Consider the following 20,115-nt stretch of genomic DNA (forward strand, 5'->3'; position numbering starts at 1 on the left):
TGTCTCAGGCTTGCCTTGGCAGCCCCCCGTCGCAGGCCGCGTTGGAACAACTAGCGGCTGCCAACGCGTAATCCTTTAATGCTTGAGCGAGCACGACGGCGTGAGGAACTGGCGAACGCGGGCGTTTGCGGGCGCGTTGTAGGGCACCGGTCACACGCTTGCGCAAGCGCGATGCACCTGTCATCGCTGCCGAACTTTCCACAGCGCGGTAGTTGGCCGGCGCAGGCGAGCGCTTGACCAGGCGCCGCAATCGATTGTCAGCGCTTGTGCGCCTTCAGTGTGCGGGTCGAACGGTGCAACGCGCAGCAAGCTCACCTGCGCTGCGGTCACACCTGATAGAAGGTATCCAGCGGCACGTGGTCGTAATCGACACGATTGCGGCCACTGCGCTTGGCCCTGTACAGCGCTGCGTCGGCGCGTGCCAGCAATTGCTCGAGCGTCTCGCCACGCTGGAACCAGGCCACGCCGACCGAACAGGTGACATGCAGCCAGCCGCCATCGATGGGGTAGTCGCCGCAGATGCCGCGGTGCAGGGCGTCCAGCCGATGGGTGGCATCCAGGTTCAGGCCTGGCAGCAGCGCCAGCAATTCTTCGCCGCCGTAACGGCCGATGCGGTCGTCGCCGCGCATCAGCGTGTCCATGCGGCGGCCGACCCCGGCCAGGACGGCGTCGCCGGCCAGATGGCCGTGCTGGTCGTTTACCAGTTTGAAGTGGTCCAGATCGATCAGCACCACCGCCAGCGGACGCCCGGTCTGTTCGGCATGCAGCAGCATCTCGCGCAACGCGGCCAGGATGCCGGCGCGATTGAGCAAGCCGGTGAGTTCGTCGTGGGTGGCCTTGAGCGAGAGTTCGGCGCGCGCCGCTTCCAGGTCGCGCTTGTCCTGTTCCAGCTCGGCGGTGCGCTTGGCCACCAGCTGCTCCAGTTCACGCTTGCGTCGCAGCAGTTTGGCGGTGCGCCAACGCAGCAGCGCGATCACTGCCGCGATGCTCAGCAGCACGTACCCGACCATGGCCGGAACGCCCCGCCACCACGGTGGCACCAGCTCGAATCCGAAGCGGGTGATCGGGCTGCTGCTGCGCTGGTAGGCATCCAGTGCCTGCACTTCCAGCGTGTAACTGCCTGGCGGCAGCAGCGGGTAGGTCAGGTGGCTGAGCGAGCTGCTGGTCCAGCTGGCCTGATGGCCTTCGACCCGGTAACGGAAGCTGACGCGGTCCGGGCCACCCTCCGCTCCCGGGGTGCTGATGTCCACATCCAGCGGCACCTGCGACCACGCCACCCGGGCTTGCGGCAACAGCGGCTGGTCGCCGCGGCGCACATGCAAGATAGCCACACGCAGCGGCGGTGCGGCGAACAGGCGCATCGGATCCAGCAGGTGGGTCAGGCCACGGCTGCTGCCGAGCCAGACGCTGCCATCGGTATCTTCGAAAAACGCATTGGCCGACATGTCGTCCCACAACAGCCCTTCGGTGCGCGTGGCCCGCGACCAACGACCGTTCTGGTACACATCCAGGCCCTGGCTGCTGCCCAGCCACAGCCGGCCCTTGCTGTCGTGGCGCAGGATGAAGGGCATCACCCGTGCCACCAGCGGGTCGTCCACCGCGGCAAGCGTCAGCACGCCGTCGGCCTGCAGCCGGCCATGCCACAGCCCGGTGTCGCGCAGCGACAGCCAGACCTCGCCATCGGCGCTGAAATCGAGCAGGAAGAAATCCTGGCTAGGCAGGTCGCCGCGCACCTGCACCCGCTGCCAGTGGCCGTCTTTTGACTGCAGGAACAGGCCTTCGCGCGTGCTGGCCCACAGCCGTCCCTGCGGATCCAGGTCGACATCGCCCACGAAGGCAGCCGGCAGCGCCATTTCGCGCTCGGCTCGCAGCGGGGTGCCGCGCCTTACGCGGTACAGCCCACGCGGGGTGGTGATCCACAAGGTGCCGGCCGTGTCGAACATCAGCCGGTTGATCGGCAGGTCGAGCTGCAGCACATCGGTGGTCTTGCCGCTGCGCGGGTCGCGCCGCGCCACGGCCCCGGACGAACGCGCCACCCAGGCCGCACCATCGTCCGGCGACAGTGCAATGGAAATGGACTGCAGCAGGGGTTGGCCGTTCTCCAGCGTCCACGGCTGCATGCGCCCGCTCCGCGGATCGAGCACATTGGATCCCGCATCGCCACCGACCAACAGCTCACCGCTGGGCAGTCGCTGGCTGACCCAGGTCGGCGCTTCGGCCAGCCCCTGGCTTTCGTCCCAGTGTTCGATGGTGCCGTAGCCCAGCCAGCGCTGCACACCCAGGCCGCGCGTGCCGATCCACAGGTGGCCGGTGCTCTGCATCATCAACGGGCCGACCATGGGGCTGATCTGCAGCCCCTGGCTTTGGCCGAAGTAGCGCCAGTGGTCACCTTCCCAGCGCACCAGGCCGCGGTCCGAGCGCGTCAGCAGGCGGCCTTGCGCATCTTCCGACAGCGTGGTGGCACCGGAGAGGGTGTTGAATCGGGTGCCCGCCGGCGCCGGACGATTGCAGAACACGCGCTCGCCGGCGGCGCGTGAGAGCACCAGCCCGCCCCCACGCAACCACAAGGTGCCCAGGTGATCGCGAAAGATCGCGCGCCATTGCCGTTCGGGCACGCCATCGTCCTCGGACAGCAGGGTGATCTTGCCGCCGGCATCGATCCGGCAGACGTGCTGGCCGCAACTGGCCCATAACGCGGTTCCATCGGCCAGCAAGGCCCTGCCGGCCGGCAGGAGACGGCCATCGTCCAGCTGCAAGGGCAGGGGGTGGACCGACCAGCCGCCGGCGGCACCGGGCGACACCCTTAGCAGGCTGTTTTCGCTGACTACCACCACGCCATCGGCGTAGGCGGCAACGACATTGCCGCTGTCGGCGCGGATCGGTTTGCCATCGCGCAGCACCTGCACGAAGTCGTTGCCCTCGCGCACGAACAGGCCATTGGCGCTGGATACCCACAGACGGCCGGCCGCATCCAGCCCGAGCGCGCGGATATAGCGCGCATCCAGCCCGCTCTCCTTGCCGACCGGGGTGAAGCGTTCGCGTTCGAAACGGTGCAGCGCCAGCTCGGTGCCGACCCAGACCACGCCCTGGCGGTCTTCGAGCAGGCTGTTGACGGTCATGCCCTGCAGGCCATCGGCCTGGGCGTAATCGCGGAAGCTGTAGGTTTGCGCCCAACTTGGGCCGCAGGCCAGCACCGCTGCCAGCAACAGCCACGCCGTTGCACGCAGGCGAGCGCGTTGCAATCGCATCGGGGCCAACAGCGCAGGCACAGTAAGCATCGATTCCCGTGGGTGGGTCAGTGTTGGACGACGGTACGCAGCGTCAATCGTGTAGGGGCGTTGACGGCTGCGCGGCCAGAAACTTGAGGCGTGTCACGGTTTGGCAGGGTGCGGGGATGGGGCCGCCACGTCGAAGCGGCGTCGGCGCGGGTGAGCCGGCCACCTGCCTTGCTTGCTGTGGTCGGCGGTTGTCTAGTGTGGATCAGGCCGTCAGCTCCCTGGCGGCATCGAAGGCGGTATCGAACATGCGTTGCACCGGCGGGGCGAATTCGCTGGCGAAACTCGACAGCAGGAACAGCCCCAGCAGCACCGTCAGCGGCAGGCCCAGTTGCATGGGATTCAATGCCGGGGCCGCCTTGGCCAGCGCGCCGAAAGCCAGGTTGACCGCCAGCATCGCCACCATCATCGGCAAGGCCAGGGTCAGCCCGCCGCGCAGGATCTGCAGGAACAGGGTGGGCGCCACTTCGGCGAATGCGCCGGCATCGGGCAACGCGGTCCCGATCGGCAACGCCTTGTAGCTGTCCACCAGCAATGCGATCACCGCCAGATGCCCGTTGGCCGCAAAGAACAGCAGCCCGAAGCCGAGATAGAACCACTGGGCGATCACCCCCGAGGTCACGCCGCGCATCGGGTCGGACATCTGCGCGAACGACAGGCCGGTGGACTGCGAGACCAGTTCGCCGGCCAATGCGCCGGCTTCGAAAATGAGCTTCAGCATGAAGCCCATGCTGGCCCCGACTGCCAGTTCGCGCGCAATGCTCAGCACTGCCTGGGCGGTAAAGCCGTCCCACTCCGGCACCGGCGGCAGGATCGGTGCCAACACCATCGCCAGCGTCCCGGCCAGCATCACCCGCACCCGTCCGGGCACCGCCCGCGTGCCGATCAACGGCATGGCGGTCAGCAACGCACCGGTGCGCAACATGGTCCACATGATCGCCCCGACCATCGCGAACGCGCGCTGGCCATCGATCACCATCTGGGTGGCGGAATCCATCCGGTCCGGCCCGCTAGCCGATCAGATGCGGAATGCGCTGGAACAGCGCAATGGTGAACTCCACCAGATGCCCCAGCAGCATGCTGCCGGTGGCAAACAGCGTGGCCGTCAGCGCGACCGCCTTGGCCACGAAGGCGATGGTCGGTTCGTTCAACTGGGTGGCGGCTTGCACCACGCCAATCACCACGCCGACCACCAGCACGGCCAGCAACATCGGCCCGGCGATCCACAGGACGGTGACCAGGCCACCACGCAATTCAGTCAGGGCGATTTCAGGGCTCATGGGAGGTGCTGATGCAAGTGGGGTGCCAAAGGGGCGGGGATTGGGAATTGGGGAGTCGGGATTTGCGGCCTGGCTGGCGGTTTGGTGGGGAGGAGGTCGGTTTCATTCTTGCGATTGGCCGTGCCGTGCCGTGCCTTGCCTTGCCTTGCCTTGCTGTTAGCGTGTCGCTGTCGCTGTCGCTGTCGCTGTCGCTGTCGCTGTCGCTGTCGCTGTCGCTGTCGCTGTGCTCTAGCTTTGGTTTGCTGTTGGTTTGCTGTCGGCTTTTCGAGCCCCCATACCGCAGCGGCAATCCAGGTAGATACAACCCGCAGGGCGGCGCGCATGGATGCGCGACGTTTTTGTAAGGGACATGGATGTCCCTTACAAAAATTTCTACCTGGATTGCGGACCTGGAGCGCGCAGCGCGGAAGGCGCGAGGACGGGGTGTGTTTCTTTGGTTACTTTCTTTGCACAAGCAAAGAAAGTGACTCGCCCCCCGAAGGGAGACGAAAGCTCTGCACTTGCTTGTGTTGAAGCTTATGTCTTCGTTTTTTATGGAGCGCAACGTCAAGTAAGGGGCTTTCACGCCCTGCGGGCGCGAGTCACTTTTCTTTGCTTGTGCAAAGAAAAGTAACCAAAAGAAAGCACACCCCGTCCTCGCGCCTTCCGCGCTACGCGCTCCAGGTCCGCATGCCATCCGGGAATTTTTCAAAGGGACGTCCATGTCCCTTTGAAAAACGTCGCGCATCCATGCGCGCCGCCCCTGCGGGGTTTGACCCGGATGGCCTGCCGCTGCGGTATGGGGCCCCGGAGAAGCAAGAACCTAGAAGCAAGAACCTAGAAGCAAGAACCTAGAAGCAAGAACCTAGAAGCAAGAACCAAGCACGGGGCTGCAAGCGCTTGAGCACTAAAGCTGTGCTGTGTGGCGGCTTCAACAAAACACACTCCACTTGCCGGCAAGCGCTACCGCGCGCAACGCGCGCCCACACCTACGACGCATTGAAGCTGGCAGCCAGCGTCCCCACCACCAGCACCCACCCATCCACCAGGATGAACAGCAAAATCTTGAACGGTGCCGAGATCAGCATCGGCGACAGCATCATCATGCCCATCGACATCAGCACGCTGGCCACCACCAGGTCGATGATCACGAACGGGATGAAGATCAGAAAGCCGATTTCGAACGCGGTCTTCAGCTCGCTGGTCACGAACGAGGCCACCAGCACCGGGAACGGTACCGCGTCCGGGCCGGCGTACTTGCTGTCGCCGGCCATGCCGGCGAAGGTCATCAGGTCGGTCTCGCGGATCTGCGCCAGCATGAAGGCGCGCAGCGGCTGCGTGGTCAGCGTCCAGGCGGTGGAAAAATCGATCTGGTTATTGAGGTAGGGCTGCAAGCCGGCGCCCCACATCTTTTGCCACACCGGCATCATCACCAGCGCGGTCAGGAACATCGCCAGGCCCAGCAGCACCTGGTTGGACGGGGTCTGGCCTGTCCCCAGCGCCTGGCGCAGCAGGCCCAGCACGATGGTGATGCGGGTGAAGGCGGTCAGCACCAGCAGCATCGACGGCAGCAAGGTGATCGCCGTCATCAGCAGCAAGGTCTGCAACGGCAGGCTCACCGGCTGGTCGCCGATGCGGCCCACGCTCACGTTTGGCAGCGACGGCAACTGGTTGGAACCGGCCGGTACCGCGGCAGGGGCCGCCGCCGGTGCCGCGGCCTGCGCCATCGACGGCAGCGCGGCCGGGGTGGCCGCGGCCAGTAGCGGGCAACTCATCACCAGCAGGATCAGCACCAGGCGCACACTGCGCCCCCAACGATTCCAACGGCTCAACATGTCACGGGTCCTTGCGCAGCTTCTGGGCGAGCAGCTGGGCGAAATTGGGAAGTTGCTTGAACGTAGGCAGGGTTGGTGCGGGCGCGGGCGGCAGCGGTTCGGGCAGGGTGTGCAGGGTGCTGATGCCGCCGGCGGTGACGCCCAGCAACAACTGCTGGCCGTTCACCTCCACCACCACCACACGTTCCTTGGCACCGACTGCCAGGCTGGTCACCACACGCAGGCCCTCGGTGCTGCGGAATCCGCTGCCGGGCATGCGCTTGAGCAACCAGCCCAGGCCGACGATCAGCGCGAGCACCAACAGCAATGCAACGACTGCGCCAAACAGGCTGGGCGAGGAAGGCGCCTGCGCGCCGACCTGGGTCGCCTTGGCCGCGACCGGCGCCGCAGCGGCCAGCAGGCCGATCACCGCAGCCTCCGGATCCGTTCGCTGGGGCTGACCACGTCGGTCAGGCGAATGCCGAAGCGGTCGTTGATGACCACCACTTCGCCGTGCGCGATCAGGGTGCCGTTGACGTAGACGTCCAGCGGTTCGCCGGCGCCGCGTTCCAGTTCCACCACCGAGCCCTGGTTGAGCTGCAGCAGGTTACGGATCGGAATGCGGGCGCGGCCCACTTCCAGCGACAGGGTCACCGGTACGTCCAGGATCACGTCCAGGTTGAGGTCGGCAGCGTTCTGGTCCTGCTCGGCCTGCAGGCTGTCGAAGGTGGCAGGCGAGGCGTCGAGGATGTCGGAGTTGATCATGTGCTGGAGTCCTGGGAGGGAACGGCGCGTGGGGCTTGCACGCCGGGCGGGCGTACGGCGGTGATCTTGACGGCGTTGTTGCCATTGGAAACGCCGAATTCGCCGGTGAATAACGGGATGTCTTCCACGCACAGCGGCACCTGGGCGGGCAGGTCGATCGGCAGGATGTCGCCGACCTTCAAACCGGTGAGCTGGCGCAGGCTCATGCGCTTGCTGGCCAGCACACTGGAGAGGGTGACCTCGGCGGTATCCAGCTGCTCGCGCAGCATCACGTTCCAGGAGTCGTCGCGGTCGTTGCGGTCGCTCTGGATGCCGGCATCGAGCAGTTCGCGGATCGGCTCCAGCATCGAATACGGCAGGGTGATGTGGATCTCGCCGCCGCCGCCTTCCAGCTCTACATGGAACCGGCACACCACCACGTACTCGCGCGGGGTGACGATGTTGGCGAAGTGCGGGTTGATCTCCGAGTTGATGTACTCGAAGTCCACGTCCATCACCGGCGCCCAGGCTTCCTTCAGGTCGGCGAAGGTCTGCTTGAGCATCAGCTGGATCACGCGCATCTCGGTGGCGGTGAATTCGCGGCCTTCGATGCGGGTGTGGAAGCGGCCGTCGCCACCGAAGAAGTTGTCCACCACGGTGAACACCAGGGTCGGTTCGAACACGATCAGGCCGGTGCCGCGCAGCGGCTTGAAACGGATCAGGTTGAGGTTGGTCGGCACATACAGCGAGTGCATGTACTCGTTGAACTTGACCAGGTCGATGCCGCGCACCGACAGGTCGGCCGAGCGCCGGATCAGGTTGAACAGGCCGATCCGCCACAGCCGCGCGAAGCGTTCGTTGACCATCTCCAGGGTCGGCATGCGCCCACGGATGATGCGGTCCTGGCTGGACAGATCGTATTGGCGCGCCTCGCCGGGCAGCGGCTCCGGCTCGGTGTTGACCGCGCCCGAATCCACGCCATGCAGCAGGGCATCGATCTCGTCTTGGGAAAGCAGATCACTGACGCTCATCGGGCAGGCCTTACTGGGTCACGAAACTGGTGAACAGCAATTCTTCGACGCACTTCTTGCCGGTCTCGCTGGTCATGACCTTCTGCGCTTCGGCCAGGGCGGACTTCTGCAGCTTCTGCTTGCCGGCCAGGTCGGCCACGTCGGTGGCCTTGACCTGCGACAGCAGCATCAACAGGTGCGCGCGGATGGCCGGCGCGTTCTCGGTGATGAGCTTGAGCTCTTCGGGGTCGCGGGTGACCAGCTGCACTTCGACCTGCAGGTACTGCGGGCCATCGCCGGGGTCGGCCAGGTTGACCACGATCGCCGGGTCCATCGGGAAGTACTGCGCCGGCTTGGGCACTTCGGCCACCTTGGGGGCGTCGTGCTTGCCGCCCTTTTCCTCGCCCGTGTGGCCCAGGAAGAACCAGGCGCCGCCGCCAGCGGCGGCCAGCACCACCACGCCGATGGCGATGAGCAGGATGGGCTTCTTGCCGCCCTTCTTCTTCTCGCCCTTGTCGTCTTTGTCGTCGGTCTTCTTGGATTTTTCAGCCGCTGCCACGTTCTGCTCCAGGGGAATGCTCACCCTGTCGATGCAACTGGCATGCCAAAACCGCGTCGGTTTCCTGGCGCGGGCTGCGTGAGAACCAAAAAACCCCCGCAGGCCTTGCGCTGCAGGGGTGGAAGGGGCGTCATCGGCCCCCGGCCGGGGGGCGAGGATCAGCGGTGCCGGGGTGTGCCGGCGGGTCGTCTCAGGCGTAGGCGTCCAGCAATCCACGCTGGCGTAACACCACCGACGGAATTCCGACGGGCGGAGCGTCGTCCAGGGTCAGGCCGTTGCCGCTGTCGTTGCCGCCATTGCGATTGCCCGAGGAGTTGCGCTGTTGCTGGCCGACATCGGCCTGGCCAAGCTGGAAGCCGTTCTGGCCGAGCATTTCGCGCAGCCGCGGCAGGCTCTGTTCCAGTGCCTGGCGGGTGTCGGCATTGGCGGCGGTGAAGCTGGCGTTGACCTTGTCGCCCTCCAGATGCAGGCGCACCTCGACCGGGCCCATCTCGTTCGGGGTCACCTTGATGTGGGCATGGCCGATCTTCTGGTCGGCCAGCCAGCTCATGCGCGCACCGATGGCGTCGTCGAACGTGTCGCTGCCCAGCTCCGGAGTGGGGGTGGGCGAGGCGCTGAAGATCGGGGCGGGGTCCTGCAGGCGGGAGAGTGCCGGCGCAGTGGTGGTCGGCAGCACGAACGCCGGGGCGTCCGGCGCTGCCGCGGCGGCGCTGTCGTCGGCGGCCGGTTCCAGCGCCTTGGCGGCCATGCTCATCAACGCGGCGGTCTGCGCATCGCCGCTTACGGCGGTGGTCGAGGTGGGTTTGGCGCCTGCGGCGGCGGCCGGCACCAGCGCTCCCAACGCGGGCAGGGTGGTGCCCGCGTTGGCAGTGGCGGCGGCTGCGGTTGCATCGGTAGGCGTTGCGGTAGCCGTGCCCGCGGCAGTGGCTGCGCCGGCCATGCTGGCCGTCAGCGCCGCTGCTGCGGCTGCCAGCACGTCGCCGCCCGGCAGCGCCTGCGCCAGCAGGCCCATGCCGAAGCCACCCAGGCCAGCCGGCGGCCAGCCGGCATCGGTTGCGGTGGTCGTTTCTGCGGGCGCCTCTTCACTGCTCGCGGCGGCCTTGGCGGGGGTGCCCGTCTTGCCGGCAGTGGCCGCTGTGCTCTTGTCGGTGGTTGCCGCGTCCTTGGCGGTACTTGGCTTGGCCTGCTTGGCATCGCCGTCCTGCGCCCGCGGCCGGGCAGTGGCATCGCCGGCCGCGTCGTCGTGGGCGTCCTCGTCGCTGCGGTTCCTGTCGGACTGGTTGGGCTTGGGCGCGGCCTGCTTGGCAGGCACGCGCTCGGGTGCCTGCGGCGGGGCCTGGTTCGGCGTGTTGGCCGGATTGAGCATGCGCGCAAACTGGTCCTGGCCCGCGTCCGGTTCGGAGGAGGGGTCGCTGTAGCTGGATTTCTTGCCAGTGCCGGCAAGCGCACCAAGGCCGGCGGCGAAGGCGGACAAGGGGTTCATGCGGATTCTCCGTGGGTGTCTTGGCTGCGGGCCAGGCGCGCACGACGCGCGCCGAGGTCGTCCATCTCACGCTGGTCGCGGCGTTCGATCACTTTGTTTTCCTGGGCACGGTAGCTGGCGGCCAATTGCTCCAGCACCTGCTTCTCGCGGCTGGCCAGCAGCAGCCGGGTGCGTTCGGCTTCGACCTTGGCGATGTTGCTTTGCACGGTCTGCGCCTGCTGCAGCACGGCGCTGTCCAGGCGGTCCAGGAAGGCGCGGCGGTTGCTCAGCGCCACGGCGCTAGTGCCGGCCATCTGGCTGTTGGCGTATTCCTCGGCGTAGCGGCGCAATTCTTCCAGGCGCGACTGGTGGGTCTCCAGGACGCGCTGGCGCTCGGCCAGGTCGCGGGCGACCTTGTCTTCCTGTTCCTGCGCGCGGCGCAGCAGTGGGTCGATCCGTTTGGACTGCATCATGGATTAGTTCTCGGGTTCGACCAGTTGTTGCAGGGCGGACAGGCTGTCGCTCAGCAGCGAGGCCTTGTGCACGTCCTGGCCGAGGAATTCGACGATTTCCGGCCAGCGTGCCAGCGCCTCGTCGGTGGCCGGGTCGCTGCCGCGCTGGTAGGCGCCGATGGCGATCAGGTCGCGGTTGGCGGTGTAGGCCGACAGCAGCCGCTTGAGCTTGCGGATGCGCAGGCGCCAGGTGTCGTCGGCGATGTCCTGCACCACGCGGCTGACCGAGGATTCCAGGTCGATGGCCGGATACAGGCCGCTGTCGGCGACCCGGCGCGAGAGCAGGATGTGGCCGTCCAGGATGGCGCGGGCGGCGTCGGCAATCGGGTCCTGCGGGTCGTCGCCTTCGGTCAGCACGGTGTAGAAGGCGGTGATCGAGCCGCGGCCCTTGGCGCCGTTGCCGGCACGCTCCACCAGCGCCGGCAATTTGGCGAACACCGACGGCGGGTAGCCGCGGGTGGTCGGCGGCTCGCCGACCGACAGGCCGATCTCGCGCTGCGCCTGCGCAAAGCGGGTCAGCGAGTCCATCAGCAGCAATACGTTCAAGCCCTGGTCGCGGAACCATTCGGCAATGGCGGTGGCGCGGTAGGCGCCATGCAGGCGTGCCAGCGGCGGGCGGTCGGCCGGTGCGGCCACCACCACGGCGCGGCGCAGGCCTTCTTCGCCCAGGGTGGTTTCGACGAAATCGCGCACTTCGCGGCCACGTTCGCCGATCAGCCCGACCACGATGACGTCGGCCGAGGTGAAGCGGGTCATCATGCCCAGCAGGGTCGACTTGCCGACGCCGGAGCCTGCGAACAGGCCCACGCGCTGGCCGCGGCCGATCGGCAGCATGGCGTTGATGGCGCGCACGCCGACGTCCAGCGAGGTGGTGATGGGTTCGCGCGCCAGCGGGTTGATCGACACGCCGGCCATGCCGATGCTGCCTTCGGCGCGGATCGGGCCCTTGCCGTCCAGCGGGGTGCCGTCGCTGTCGATGACGCGGCCGAGCAGGCCTTCGCCCACTTCCACGCCGCCGCGGCGCCGCGAAGGCACCACCCGCGCATTCGGCAACAGGCCATGCAGTTCGGCGCTGGGCATCAGGTAGGTGCGTTCGCCGGCGAAGCCGACCACTTCGGCGTCGACCCAGCCGCCATCGACCTCGACCTTGCAGGTCGCGCCCATTGGCGCTTCGCAGCCGGTGGCTTCCAGGGTCAGGCCGACCGCGCGGCGCAGGATGCCTTCGCGGATCAGGGTGCGGCCGGCGGTGGGTTCCAGACCCAGCGTGCCCAGGCGGGTAGCCAGGCGCAGATTGCGTGCATCCAGCCAATCGGCCGGGGTGGCACCGAACAGGGCGCTCACAGGCCCGCTCCGGATTTGCGCATGACCGTCTCCAGCGCAGCCCGCAGGCGCGCGTCCAGGGTGCCGTCGATGCGCACGCTTTCGGCGTGCACACGCAGGTCGCCGCGGCTCAGGCTCATGTCCGGGGCCACGCGGGTGGTACTGCTGGGCGCCAGATGCGGCAGCAGCGCGGTGATGTCGTCCGGATGCAGGCGCACTTCGACTTCGCGGCCGGCGCCGCCCACCGCATCGACCGCCTCGCCGACCAGGTCGGCCAGCAGCTGCGGGTCGGCCTGGTAGGCACGGCCGACCAGCTGGCCGGCGATGCGCACGGCCAATTCGCCGAGCGCACCGACCACTTCGTTTTCCAGCCGCGCCAGCGGGCGGGTGAAGTTGTCCAGGATGCCGTCGATCTGCGCGGTGAGCCGACGCACTTCCGACTGGCCCTGGGCGAAGCCTTCGGCATGCCCGCGCGCGAAACCTTCGTGCTGGGCAGCGTCTTCGATGGCCTGGATCTCTTCCAGGGTCGGCGGGCGCAGCACCGGCTCGAGCATGGCCGGTTCTTCGTAGTCCGGTTCGGGCAGGGCCGGGACAAGCTGCAGGTCCGGGGCCAGCCAGCGGGTGACCACCTCGTTCATACCATGGCCTCCGCACCGGCGCCGCCCAGGCTGATGGCGCCTTCGTCAGCCAGGCGGCGGACGATGGTGAGGATTTCCTTCTGCGCCGCTTCCACGTCGGCAAGGCGCACCGGGCCGCGCGCTTCCATGTCCTCGAGCAGGATTTCGGCCGCGCGCTGGGACATGTTGCGGGTGATCTTTTCGCGCACCTTGACGTCGGCGCCGCGCAGGGCCAGGCCCAGTCGCTCGCCGGAGACTTCGCGCAGCAGCGTCTGCAGGCCGCGGTCGTCCAGGTCCACCAGGTTGTCGAACACGAACATCAGGTCCTGGATCTTGCCGGCCAGGTCGGCATCGATCTTGCCGATCTCGCCCAGCACGCCCTGGTCGGAGCCGGTGTCCAGGAAGTTGAGGATGTTGGCCGCCACCTTGATGCCGCCCACGTTGGACGACTTCAGGTTCTGGTTGCCGGCAAATTGACGCTCCATGATGTCGTTGAGCTCGCTCAGCGCGTTCGGCGGAATGCCGTCCAGGGTGGCGATGCGCAGCAGCACGTCGGCGCGGGTGCGCTCGGGCAGCAGCTTCAGCGCCTCGGCGGCCTGGTCGCTGTCCAGATGCGCCATGACGATGGCGATGATCTGCGGGTGTTCGTTGCGCACCAGGTCGGCGACCGCGCGCGGGTCCATCCACTTCAACGTATCCAGGCCGGTGGTGTTGCGGCCCAGCAGGATGCGGTCGATCAGCCCACCGGCCTTGTCGGCGCCCAGCGCCTGGATCAGCACGTTGCGGATGTAGTCGTCGGCGCCCACGCCCAGCGAAGTCTTGCCCGCCAGTTCGCCGTTGAACTCGTCCATCACCTTTTCGACCTGGTCGCGCGAGATGCCGGTCATGGTGGCCATGGCGATGCCGATCTTCTGCACCTCCTTGGGGTCCATGTGCTTGAGCACTTCGGCGGCGTCGCTTTCGCCCAGCGACAGCAACAGCACCGCGGCGCGCTGTACTCCGGTCATCGGTTGTGTATCAGGCTTCACTGGCGACCCATCCCTTCACGACTTGTGCGACACGTTTTGAATCGGCTTTGACTGCCTCGCGCGCCAGGCGCATGCGCTCTTCGTAGGCGTCTGGCAGAGCGATCGGGGTCTTCTTGTCCTGACCGATCTGCGCGGTGTCTTCTTCCAGGCGGGGCATCAGGTCGTCATCGTCCTCGACCATCCGCACGTCGGCGCTCTGTGGAGTGCCATCCTTGCCAGCCTTGCCTTGCTTGTCCTTGACCGCGGTCACGCCGGTGAGTTGACGCAGGGTGGGGCGCACCACGCCGAACAGCAGCGCCAGCACCACCACCGCACCGACCAGCAGGCGCAGACCGTTCTGCACGCGCGGGTCTTCCCACCACTTCGGGCCTTCCTCGCCCGCCACCGCTTCGCGCACGAACGGGGCATTCATCACCGACACCGTGTCGCCGCGTGCCGCGTCGAAACCCACTGCCTGCTTGACCAGGCCTTCGATACGGGTGAGCTCGGCAGCGGTGAGCGGCTGTTCGACCATCTTGCCCTTGGCGCCCGGGCGCGGGACGTTGTCCAGCAGCACCGCCACCGAGACGCGCTTGATGCGACCGGCCGGCTGGCGGGTGTGTTGCAAGGTTCGGTCCAATTCGTAGTTCCGGGTGGCGCTCTTGGAACTTTCGGTCGGCGTGGCCGGTGCGGCGGCCTGACCATTGGCGGCGGCCGGGGTGCCCGGCGCGCCGGCCACGGCCGGTGCCGGCGGCTGGCCGGGGCTATTGCTGGTGGCGCCCGGAGGGCCCTGCGGGCCGGTGGCGCTGGTGCTGGTGTCGCTGACCTGCTCGCTGCGCAGCTTGGCCGGCTCGCCGTTGTAGAGCTCGCGGGCTTCTTCGACCACCGAGAAATCCATGTCCACGCTGGTTTCCGGATTGACCCGGCCCGGGCCGGTCATCGGCTCGAGCAGTTCGCGGATGCGCTGGTTGTAGGAGCTCTCCTGGCGGCGCACCTGTTCGAACTGGGCGGCGTGCTGCGCCGCGTCGCTGTTCGGGTCGGCGATGGAGAGCATGCGCCCGCTCTGGTCGACCACGGTGACGCGTTCGGGGGTCATGTCCGGAATGCTGGACGCCACCAGATTGACGATGGCATCGACCTGGTTGCGCTCCAGGCCCTGGCCGCCGCGCAGTTCCAGCACCACCGAGGCGCTGGCCACATCGCGCTGGCGGGTGAAGGCGCTGGGCTTGGGAATGGCCAGGTGCACACGCGCCTCGCGCACCGGGCGCAGGGTGCCGATGGTGCGCGAGAGTTCGGTTTCCAGCGCGTGCTGGTAGCGGGCGCTTTCCACGAACTGGCTGACGCCAAAGCCCGGGTCCTTTTCCATCAGCTCGAAGCCGCCGCCGGTTTCCTTGCCGGTCAGGCCGGAGCCGGCCAGCTTGAGGCGGGCGTCGTACAGACGGTCCTGCGGCACCGAAATGGCGCCGGTGCCCTGGTCGATCTTGTAGGGGATCTGCGCGGTGCGCAGCAGGTCGGCCGCTTCGGCATTGCCCTTTTCATCCAGGCCGGTGTACAGCGATTGATAGCCGGGCTTCTGCGACCAGAAGAACACTGCCAGACCGGCTGCGACCGCCAGGGCGATCATCGCCATCATGGTCAGCTTGCGGGTGATCTGCAGGCTGCGGACACGGTCGAACCATTGCCCCGCCTTTTCGGCGTTCTGGTTCATGTTTTCTTTGCTGATCGCGAGTGCCATGTGTCGTCAACCTTTACAGCGGCATGTTCATGACGTCCTGGTAAGCCTGGACGAGACGGTTGCGGACTTCCACGGTGGCGCGGAAGGCCACCTGGGACTGCTGGGAGGCGACCATGACCCGTGCCAGATCGGCATTGGGGTCGCCCATTTCGAATGCCTTGGACAGCGCGCCGGCTTTCTGCTGGGCCTCGTTGACGCCGCCGATGGCGCCGCGCAAGGTCTCGCTGAAGCTCGGTGCCTGGGTCGCCGGTGTTCCCTGTGCGCCGGCCAGCCCCTGGATCTGGTTGCCACGCGCCGCATCGCCCACCGCGCCCATCGAGCCTTGGCCCATCTGCGTCTGGTAGCTGCGGATCTGCGAGAGGATGGAGGTAACGGAGTCGCTCATGGGTGCGGTCAGCCAGGGAGGCAGTGACACCAATGCAAGCGGCGTGCCGAAATGGCGCCGGGATTCCGGCGCGCTGTATCAAAGCACCCAGACTGTCCTTCTCCCGCCTACGGGAGAAGGTGGCGCGCAGCGCCGGATGAGGGCACGACCGTCGGTGCCACGCGCTGCAGGCATGGCAACCCGCGGGCGAAGGACTGGCGCGCGCGCCCATCCGCCCTTCGGGCACCTTCCCCCGCAAGCGGGAGAAGGGAACAGAAGGCCGCCAATTGCAGTGCGACCGACAGATTGCAGTGCGACCGCCAGTTTGCAGTGCAATCGCCAGATCAAACGCACCCAGGCTGTCCTTCTCCCGCCTGCGGGAGAAGGTGGCGCGCAGCGCCGGATAAGGGCACGACCGTCGGTGCCACGCGCTGCAGGCATGGCAACCCGCGGGCGAAGGACTGGCGCGCGCCCCCATCCGCCCTTCGGGCACCTTCCCCCGCAAGCGGGAGAAGGGAGCCAGAAGGCCGCCAATTGCAGTGCGACCGCCAGTTTGCAGTGCCACCGTCAGATCAAAGCACCCAGACTGTCCTTCTCCCGCCTGCGGGAGAAGGTGGCGCGCAGCGCCGGATGAGGGCAACCCGGTGGGTGGTCAGCTGAAGCAGCGCATCCGCATCAGTCCGGCAACCACGCGGCTCGCCAGGTGTCCAGGTTGCTACCGCTCAACATCCAGTCGCGGCGCACTGCCTCGCGCAACGCTGCGCCTTGCGCGCGCGCTGCGCCCAGGTCGGCCAGGTGCTCGCGGATGGCGCCGATCCAGTCGCGGTAGCGGTTCTTCACCAGCGTCACCGGCAGGCTGCCCTGGTAACAACGTACATCGCTGGCGATCACTGGATAACCACAGGCGCCGTACTCCAACAGCCGCAGATTGCTCTTGCATTCGTTGAACAGGTTTTGCTCCACCGGCGCCAGCGCCAGATCCAGGTCCAGCGCCGCCAGCGCGGCCGGGTACTGGTCGATCGGCACGCCCGGCTGGAACTGGTGGATATGCTGGCGCAGCGCGAACGGGTACATCCCCAAGAACACCCATTCCACTTCGTCAGCCAGCTCCTTCACCACATCGGCAATCAGCTCCAGGTCGCCGGTATGGCTGGCGCCGCCAGCCCAGCCGATCCGCGGCTTGCCACCCTGGCGTTCGGCCTGCACGGGCAGCTGTTCCCACCAATGCGGCGGCAGGCGATTTTCGGCCACGCGAATATCGCTGTGCAGCCCTGCGAACGCCTCGGCCAGGGCAGGGGTGGAGACCACGAAGCGGTCCACCATGCCCAGCCCGCGCCGCAAGGTCTTGAGGATGTCCTTGGGCATATGCTCGCGGTGGGCGTTCTTCAGTGGCAGATTGGGCAGGTAGTCGTCCAGCTCGTAGACCTTGAAGGCGCGCGACAACGCCTTCATCCGCCGCATCGCCTCCAGCCGCGCTTCGCCGACCTGGCGTTGCAGGATCACCACGTCGGGATCCTGGCGCGCCAGCTCGCTGATCTCCAGATAGCCGTTGAACAACACCCCTTCGGCCATTCCGGCCTCGCGCAAGGCGCGCAGTGGCTGGATCACCCGGTAGTGGCCGCAGCCTTCGATGTCGGCCGGCAGCGCGATCACGCTCGGCAGCGGACGCCACGACTGCAACGGCCGCCAACTGGCGCGCGGGTCGGCCAGCTGGAAGCCGGCGCCGGGGTCCAGCGAGAAGCCCGGGTTGTAGGCCGGGTCGTTGGCCATCACCGGCAGCCACCGCGCATACATCGCTTCTTCGTCCAGCGCGGCGGCGGGCGCGTCCAGCGGGTCGATCAGTAGCTGCGCACGTGCCGCGTAGACATTGAGGTAGCCGGCCTGCTGCAGGCGCAGGCAAAGGTCGACATCGCTCCATTGCGCCAGCGCCGGCTCCTGCGCAAAGCCGCCGGCGTCCACAAACAGCTGGCGCGGCAGCATCAGGCATTCGCCACTCAACGCGCTGTAGTTTTGGTCCAGTTGCAGGCGCTGCAGATAGCCCGATTCGTCGAATGCCGCACCTTCGAACGCGCGCGCTGCAGGTGCCCCCAGGCCGAGCAGCATGCCGGCGTGATGCACGGTGCCATCGCCGCGCAGCAGCTTGCCCGAAACCGCGCCGACCTCCGGGCGCAGCGCGTGGTTGAGCAATTGCTCCAGCCAATCGGCCTTCATCACCGCCGCGCCTGCAGCCAGCCACAACACCATCTCCCCGCGTGCGTGCTCCACCGCGGCATTGCACACCGCCTCACGCGGTGGTTCGGCGGCAAAGCGCAGCACGCGAATCTGTTGCATACCCAGGGTCTCGATGCCACCCAGCCAGCCATGCAGATCCGGCTCGGTGGTGCCGCGATCCAGCAGCAACACCTCGTAATGCGGGTAGCTCGTATTGGCAAGAATGCTTTCCAGGCAGCGCTGTACCTGCGGCAGCCGGCCATCGACCAGCACCAGAATGCTCACCAGCGGTTGCTGCGCATGGCGGTAGTCCACCGCATGCCGGCCGGGACCGGCACTGTGCACCACGGCGTCCACGTAACCGCGTTCGGCAAGATGACGCGCAATCGCCTGGCGTTCGTCTTCGTCGTCGTGCTGCGGCCTGGCCGATGCCATCAACAGCGGTTCGGCGAGATGACGGATGCAGGCCAACCCGTAACGCTCGATCAGGCCGAGCTGGTAATCCAGTTCGAATGCCGCGCTGGGCCCGGTGGGGAAGCCGCCATCGGCCAACAGCGTGCGGTGACGGAACGCCCAGTGCCGCGAAAGGGTCGCCGGTGCGCTCAACAGCATGTCCAGATACAGCGCCGGCCGCAGCGCCAGCCCCAACTGGTCGTTGTCCAGCGCCATCACTTCATCGGCATAGACGGCCTGGCAGTGGTCGGGTAACGCCAGCATTTCCAGCGCCAGCATCATCAGGCCGCTGGTAGTGAACAGGCTGCCGGCCTCGACCAGCAGCACCCAATCGACGGCGTCCTGTGCGGCGATCACCCGGTTGAGCGTTGTTGCCAGGCCGTGCGCGTCGATCAGCACGCCACGTTCGCCGTGCGCGGCAACCTGCTGCGGCGTGCTGCTGATGACCCAGGTCTGATGCTGTTGATAGCACGCGACCGCGTCCAGGCTGTCGCGTGTTGCAGCGACAGCTGCGGTATCGCCATGGCGGTCGATCAGCAGCACCGCGATGCGTGGCCCGCCCGCATGCGCCTGCAGGCGCGCCTGGATCAATGCGCGTTGCACCGTGCTCGGATGGCGCACGCCCAGCCAGGTCGCCGGCGACACGCGCTCGGCCATGCCGGCGCTTTGCATCAACGCATTGACCAGATCCACCGACTTGAACACCCGCGCCTTGTGCGGGCTGAGCGGCGCCACGCGCACCTGCCGGTTGTCGCCGTGCTCGCGCCGCCAACCGAGCTGGCGGATGCCTTGGCGCAAGTCCTCATGGCCCTGATCGCCGACCCCGACCTGATCGCGGCCGGCCTGGCTGAACTGCGCGCTGGAGACACGGAAGTGCGTGAGTGGGCTGGCCAGAAACGCCAGGTTGCCGTGGCGTAGCAGCTTGACGTAGATCGCCAGATCGCCGACCCAGTGGATCGGCTTGCCGTTCAACATCATCAGCGTGTCGCCCAATGCCACCAGGTCGGCGCGCCGGCACAGCACGCAGCTGGGCTCGCCGATGAAGTTGATGGCGTGGTCGGACAGGAACGACACCAGCTCCGGCCCATCGATCAGCACATCCTCGGCAAACGGGAAGCTGGTGGCCAGGATGTCCGGCAATGGCACGCCATCGTCGTCGATGCGCCGACGCCGCGAGCTAGCCATCGCCGTGCCCGGATTACGTTCGATCGCTTCCACCAACTGCGCAATGCAATCGGGCTCCAGTACATCGTCGTCGTGCAGAAACTTGACGTACTCGCCCTGCGCCAGCCCGATGCCCTTCAGCGTGCTGCCCAGCTCGCCCAGCCGCGTCGGGTTGCGGTGGTAGCGGATCGGGGAGGGGGCGTCGGCCAGCCTGGACGCCAACAGCGCTTCGATGGCGCCATCGCCGTTGTCGTCGCAGATCACCAGCTCCAGCGCCGGGTAGGTCTGCGCCAGCACGCTGTCCAGCGCCTGCCCAAAGAAGCGCGGCTTGTAGGTCGGCATGACGATGCTGACCAAGGTGGCGGAAGTCATGCAGGGCGGACCGTGTTCGAGGGTTGGGGAACTGGGATTCATAGCATTGTCGGGGCTGCGGCAACCAAACGTATACAGGCATCGTCGCGAGCGCGAGCTTCCACTTGGAACATGCCTATTTCGGTTGTCTGGCGTGAGGGGCCGACTTCAGCCAAGCCTGAAATGCGCGGGTGCGCGAGTGGCCGCTCCGATGCCGACCTTCAAATGAGGGCTGGCTCTCAAAAATCGATCGATCCC

General features: G+C 67.1%; 17 protein-coding genes. 1 reads left to right on the forward strand and 16 read right to left on the reverse strand.

Annotated features, from left to right (window positions below):
- Positions 1-326: 326 nt before the first annotated feature.
- The 3 genes from FLG15_RS09665 to FLG15_RS09675 form a co-directional block, all read right to left on the reverse strand.
- Positions 327-3,248: a diguanylate cyclase domain-containing protein gene (locus tag FLG15_RS09665; protein ID WP_150147613.1), complete on the reverse strand. Its 2,922-nt coding sequence runs from the start codon at positions 3,246-3,248 to the stop codon at positions 327-329.
- Between the two features lie 232 nt (positions 3,249-3,480).
- Positions 3,481-4,272 (reverse strand): flagellar biosynthetic protein FliR, encoded by a 792-nt coding sequence (fliR, locus tag FLG15_RS09670; RefSeq protein ID WP_008572484.1) that lies wholly within the window; start codon positions 4,270-4,272, stop codon positions 3,481-3,483.
- Between the two features lie 13 nt (positions 4,273-4,285).
- Entirely contained in the window at positions 4,286-4,555 is a 270-nt protein-coding gene (locus tag FLG15_RS09675; RefSeq protein ID WP_005917968.1) for a flagellar biosynthetic protein FliQ, read from the reverse strand.
- A 161-nt stretch (positions 4,556-4,716) separates the two neighbouring features.
- On the opposite strand from FLG15_RS09675, the gene FLG15_RS09680 reads away from it, so the two are divergent.
- On the forward strand, positions 4,717-4,899 hold the full coding sequence (locus FLG15_RS09680; RefSeq protein WP_150145965.1) for a hypothetical protein: 183 nt from the start codon (positions 4,717-4,719) through the stop codon (positions 4,897-4,899).
- A 624-nt stretch (positions 4,900-5,523) separates the two neighbouring features.
- On the opposite strand, the gene fliP is transcribed toward FLG15_RS09680, so the two are convergent.
- From fliP to FLG15_RS09745, 13 genes are all read right to left on the reverse strand, one after another.
- On the reverse strand, positions 5,524-6,369 hold the full coding sequence (gene fliP, locus FLG15_RS09685) for a flagellar type III secretion system pore protein FliP (RefSeq protein ID WP_057677817.1): 846 nt from the start codon (positions 6,367-6,369) through the stop codon (positions 5,524-5,526).
- 1 nt (position 6,370) lies between these two features.
- Positions 6,371-6,778, reverse strand: a complete 408-nt coding sequence (gene fliO, locus FLG15_RS09690) for a flagellar biosynthetic protein FliO (protein WP_150145968.1) — start codon at positions 6,776-6,778, stop codon at positions 6,371-6,373.
- Positions 6,775-7,113 carry a flagellar motor switch protein FliN gene (gene fliN, locus FLG15_RS09695; RefSeq protein ID WP_007969679.1) on the reverse strand — a complete coding sequence of 113 codons (339 nt, stop codon included), beginning with the start codon at positions 7,111-7,113 and terminating at the stop codon, positions 6,775-6,777. The genes fliO and fliN overlap by 4 nt, the downstream gene beginning before the upstream one ends.
- Positions 7,110-8,123, reverse strand: a complete 1,014-nt coding sequence (fliM, locus tag FLG15_RS09700) for a flagellar motor switch protein FliM (protein ID WP_039575621.1) — start codon at positions 8,121-8,123, stop codon at positions 7,110-7,112. The genes fliN and fliM overlap by 4 nt, the downstream gene beginning before the upstream one ends.
- A gap of 10 nt (positions 8,124-8,133) precedes the next feature.
- Positions 8,134-8,685 carry a flagellar basal body-associated FliL family protein gene (locus FLG15_RS09705; protein WP_170922319.1) on the reverse strand — a complete coding sequence of 184 codons (552 nt, stop codon included), beginning with the start codon at positions 8,683-8,685 and terminating at the stop codon, positions 8,134-8,136.
- Between the two features lie 166 nt (positions 8,686-8,851).
- Positions 8,852-10,144, reverse strand: a complete 1,293-nt coding sequence (locus FLG15_RS09710; RefSeq protein ID WP_057687091.1) for a flagellar hook-length control protein FliK — start codon at positions 10,142-10,144, stop codon at positions 8,852-8,854.
- The gene (fliJ, locus tag FLG15_RS09715; protein ID WP_017158028.1) at positions 10,141-10,596 is read right to left on the reverse strand and encodes a flagellar export protein FliJ; all 456 of its coding nucleotides are present in this window, start codon (positions 10,594-10,596) and stop codon (positions 10,141-10,143) included. The genes FLG15_RS09710 and fliJ overlap by 4 nt, the downstream gene beginning before the upstream one ends.
- A 3-nt stretch (positions 10,597-10,599) precedes the next feature.
- Positions 10,600-11,976: a FliI/YscN family ATPase gene (locus FLG15_RS09720; RefSeq protein ID WP_005918170.1), complete on the reverse strand. Its 1,377-nt coding sequence runs from the start codon at positions 11,974-11,976 to the stop codon at positions 10,600-10,602.
- Complete coding sequence (locus FLG15_RS09725; RefSeq protein WP_011347268.1) at positions 11,973-12,593, reverse strand: FliH/SctL family protein; 621 nt, start codon at positions 12,591-12,593, stop codon at positions 11,973-11,975. Before FLG15_RS09725 ends, FLG15_RS09720 begins: the two co-directional genes overlap by 4 nt.
- A complete protein-coding gene (fliG, locus tag FLG15_RS09730) occupies positions 12,590-13,579 on the reverse strand; it encodes a flagellar motor switch protein FliG (protein ID WP_017158030.1) in 990 nt (329 codons plus the stop codon). Before fliG ends, FLG15_RS09725 begins: the two co-directional genes overlap by 4 nt.
- A 10-nt stretch (positions 13,580-13,589) precedes the next feature.
- Positions 13,590-15,314: a flagellar basal-body MS-ring/collar protein FliF gene (fliF, locus tag FLG15_RS09735; RefSeq protein WP_057677820.1), complete on the reverse strand. Its 1,725-nt coding sequence runs from the start codon at positions 15,312-15,314 to the stop codon at positions 13,590-13,592.
- A gap of 13 nt (positions 15,315-15,327) precedes the next feature.
- The gene (gene fliE, locus FLG15_RS09740) at positions 15,328-15,699 is read right to left on the reverse strand and encodes a flagellar hook-basal body complex protein FliE (RefSeq protein WP_017159591.1); all 372 of its coding nucleotides are present in this window, start codon (positions 15,697-15,699) and stop codon (positions 15,328-15,330) included.
- Between the two features lie 654 nt (positions 15,700-16,353).
- Positions 16,354-19,848, reverse strand: a complete 3,495-nt coding sequence (locus FLG15_RS09745; protein WP_057679905.1) for a glycosyltransferase — start codon at positions 19,846-19,848, stop codon at positions 16,354-16,356.
- Positions 19,849-20,115 lie beyond the last annotated feature (267 nt).

It is taken from the genome of Xanthomonas phaseoli pv. dieffenbachiae, assembly GCF_008639345.1.
In the GTDB taxonomy this organism is placed as follows: Bacteria; Pseudomonadota; Gammaproteobacteria; order Xanthomonadales; family Xanthomonadaceae; genus Xanthomonas; species Xanthomonas phaseoli.

Bases quoted from the DNA above. Each gene is read 5' to 3' on its own strand.
- FLG15_RS09665 (WP_150147613.1), bottom strand. From the start codon at position 3,248: ATGCGATTGCAACGCGCTCGCCTGCGTGCAACGGCGTGGCTGTTGCTG.
- fliR (WP_008572484.1), bottom strand. From the start codon at position 4,272: ATGGATTCCGCCACCCAGATGGTGATCGATGGCCAGCGCGCGTTCGCG.
- FLG15_RS09675 (WP_005917968.1), bottom strand. From the start codon at position 4,555: ATGAGCCCTGAAATCGCCCTGACTGAATTGCGTGGTGGCCTGGTCACC.
- fliP (WP_057677817.1), bottom strand. From the start codon at position 6,369: ATGTTGAGCCGTTGGAATCGTTGGGGGCGCAGTGTGCGCCTGGTGCTG.
- fliN (WP_007969679.1), bottom strand. From the start codon at position 7,113: ATGATCAACTCCGACATCCTCGACGCCTCGCCTGCCACCTTCGACAGC.
- fliM (WP_039575621.1), bottom strand. From the start codon at position 8,123: ATGAGCGTCAGTGATCTGCTTTCCCAAGACGAGATCGATGCCCTGCTG.
- FLG15_RS09710 (WP_057687091.1), bottom strand. From the start codon at position 10,144: ATGAACCCCTTGTCCGCCTTCGCCGCCGGCCTTGGTGCGCTTGCCGGC.
- fliJ (WP_017158028.1), bottom strand. From the start codon at position 10,596: ATGATGCAGTCCAAACGGATCGACCCACTGCTGCGCCGCGCGCAGGAA.
- FLG15_RS09725 (WP_011347268.1), bottom strand. From the start codon at position 12,593: ATGAACGAGGTGGTCACCCGCTGGCTGGCCCCGGACCTGCAGCTTGTC.
- fliG (WP_017158030.1), bottom strand. From the start codon at position 13,579: ATGACCGGAGTACAGCGCGCCGCGGTGCTGTTGCTGTCGCTGGGCGAA.
- fliF (WP_057677820.1), bottom strand. From the start codon at position 15,314: ATGGCACTCGCGATCAGCAAAGAAAACATGAACCAGAACGCCGAAAAG.
- fliE (WP_017159591.1), bottom strand. From the start codon at position 15,699: ATGAGCGACTCCGTTACCTCCATCCTCTCGCAGATCCGCAGCTACCAG.
- FLG15_RS09745 (WP_057679905.1), bottom strand. From the start codon at position 19,848: ATGCCGACCTACAAGCCGCGCTTCTTTGGGCAGGCGCTGGACAGCGTG.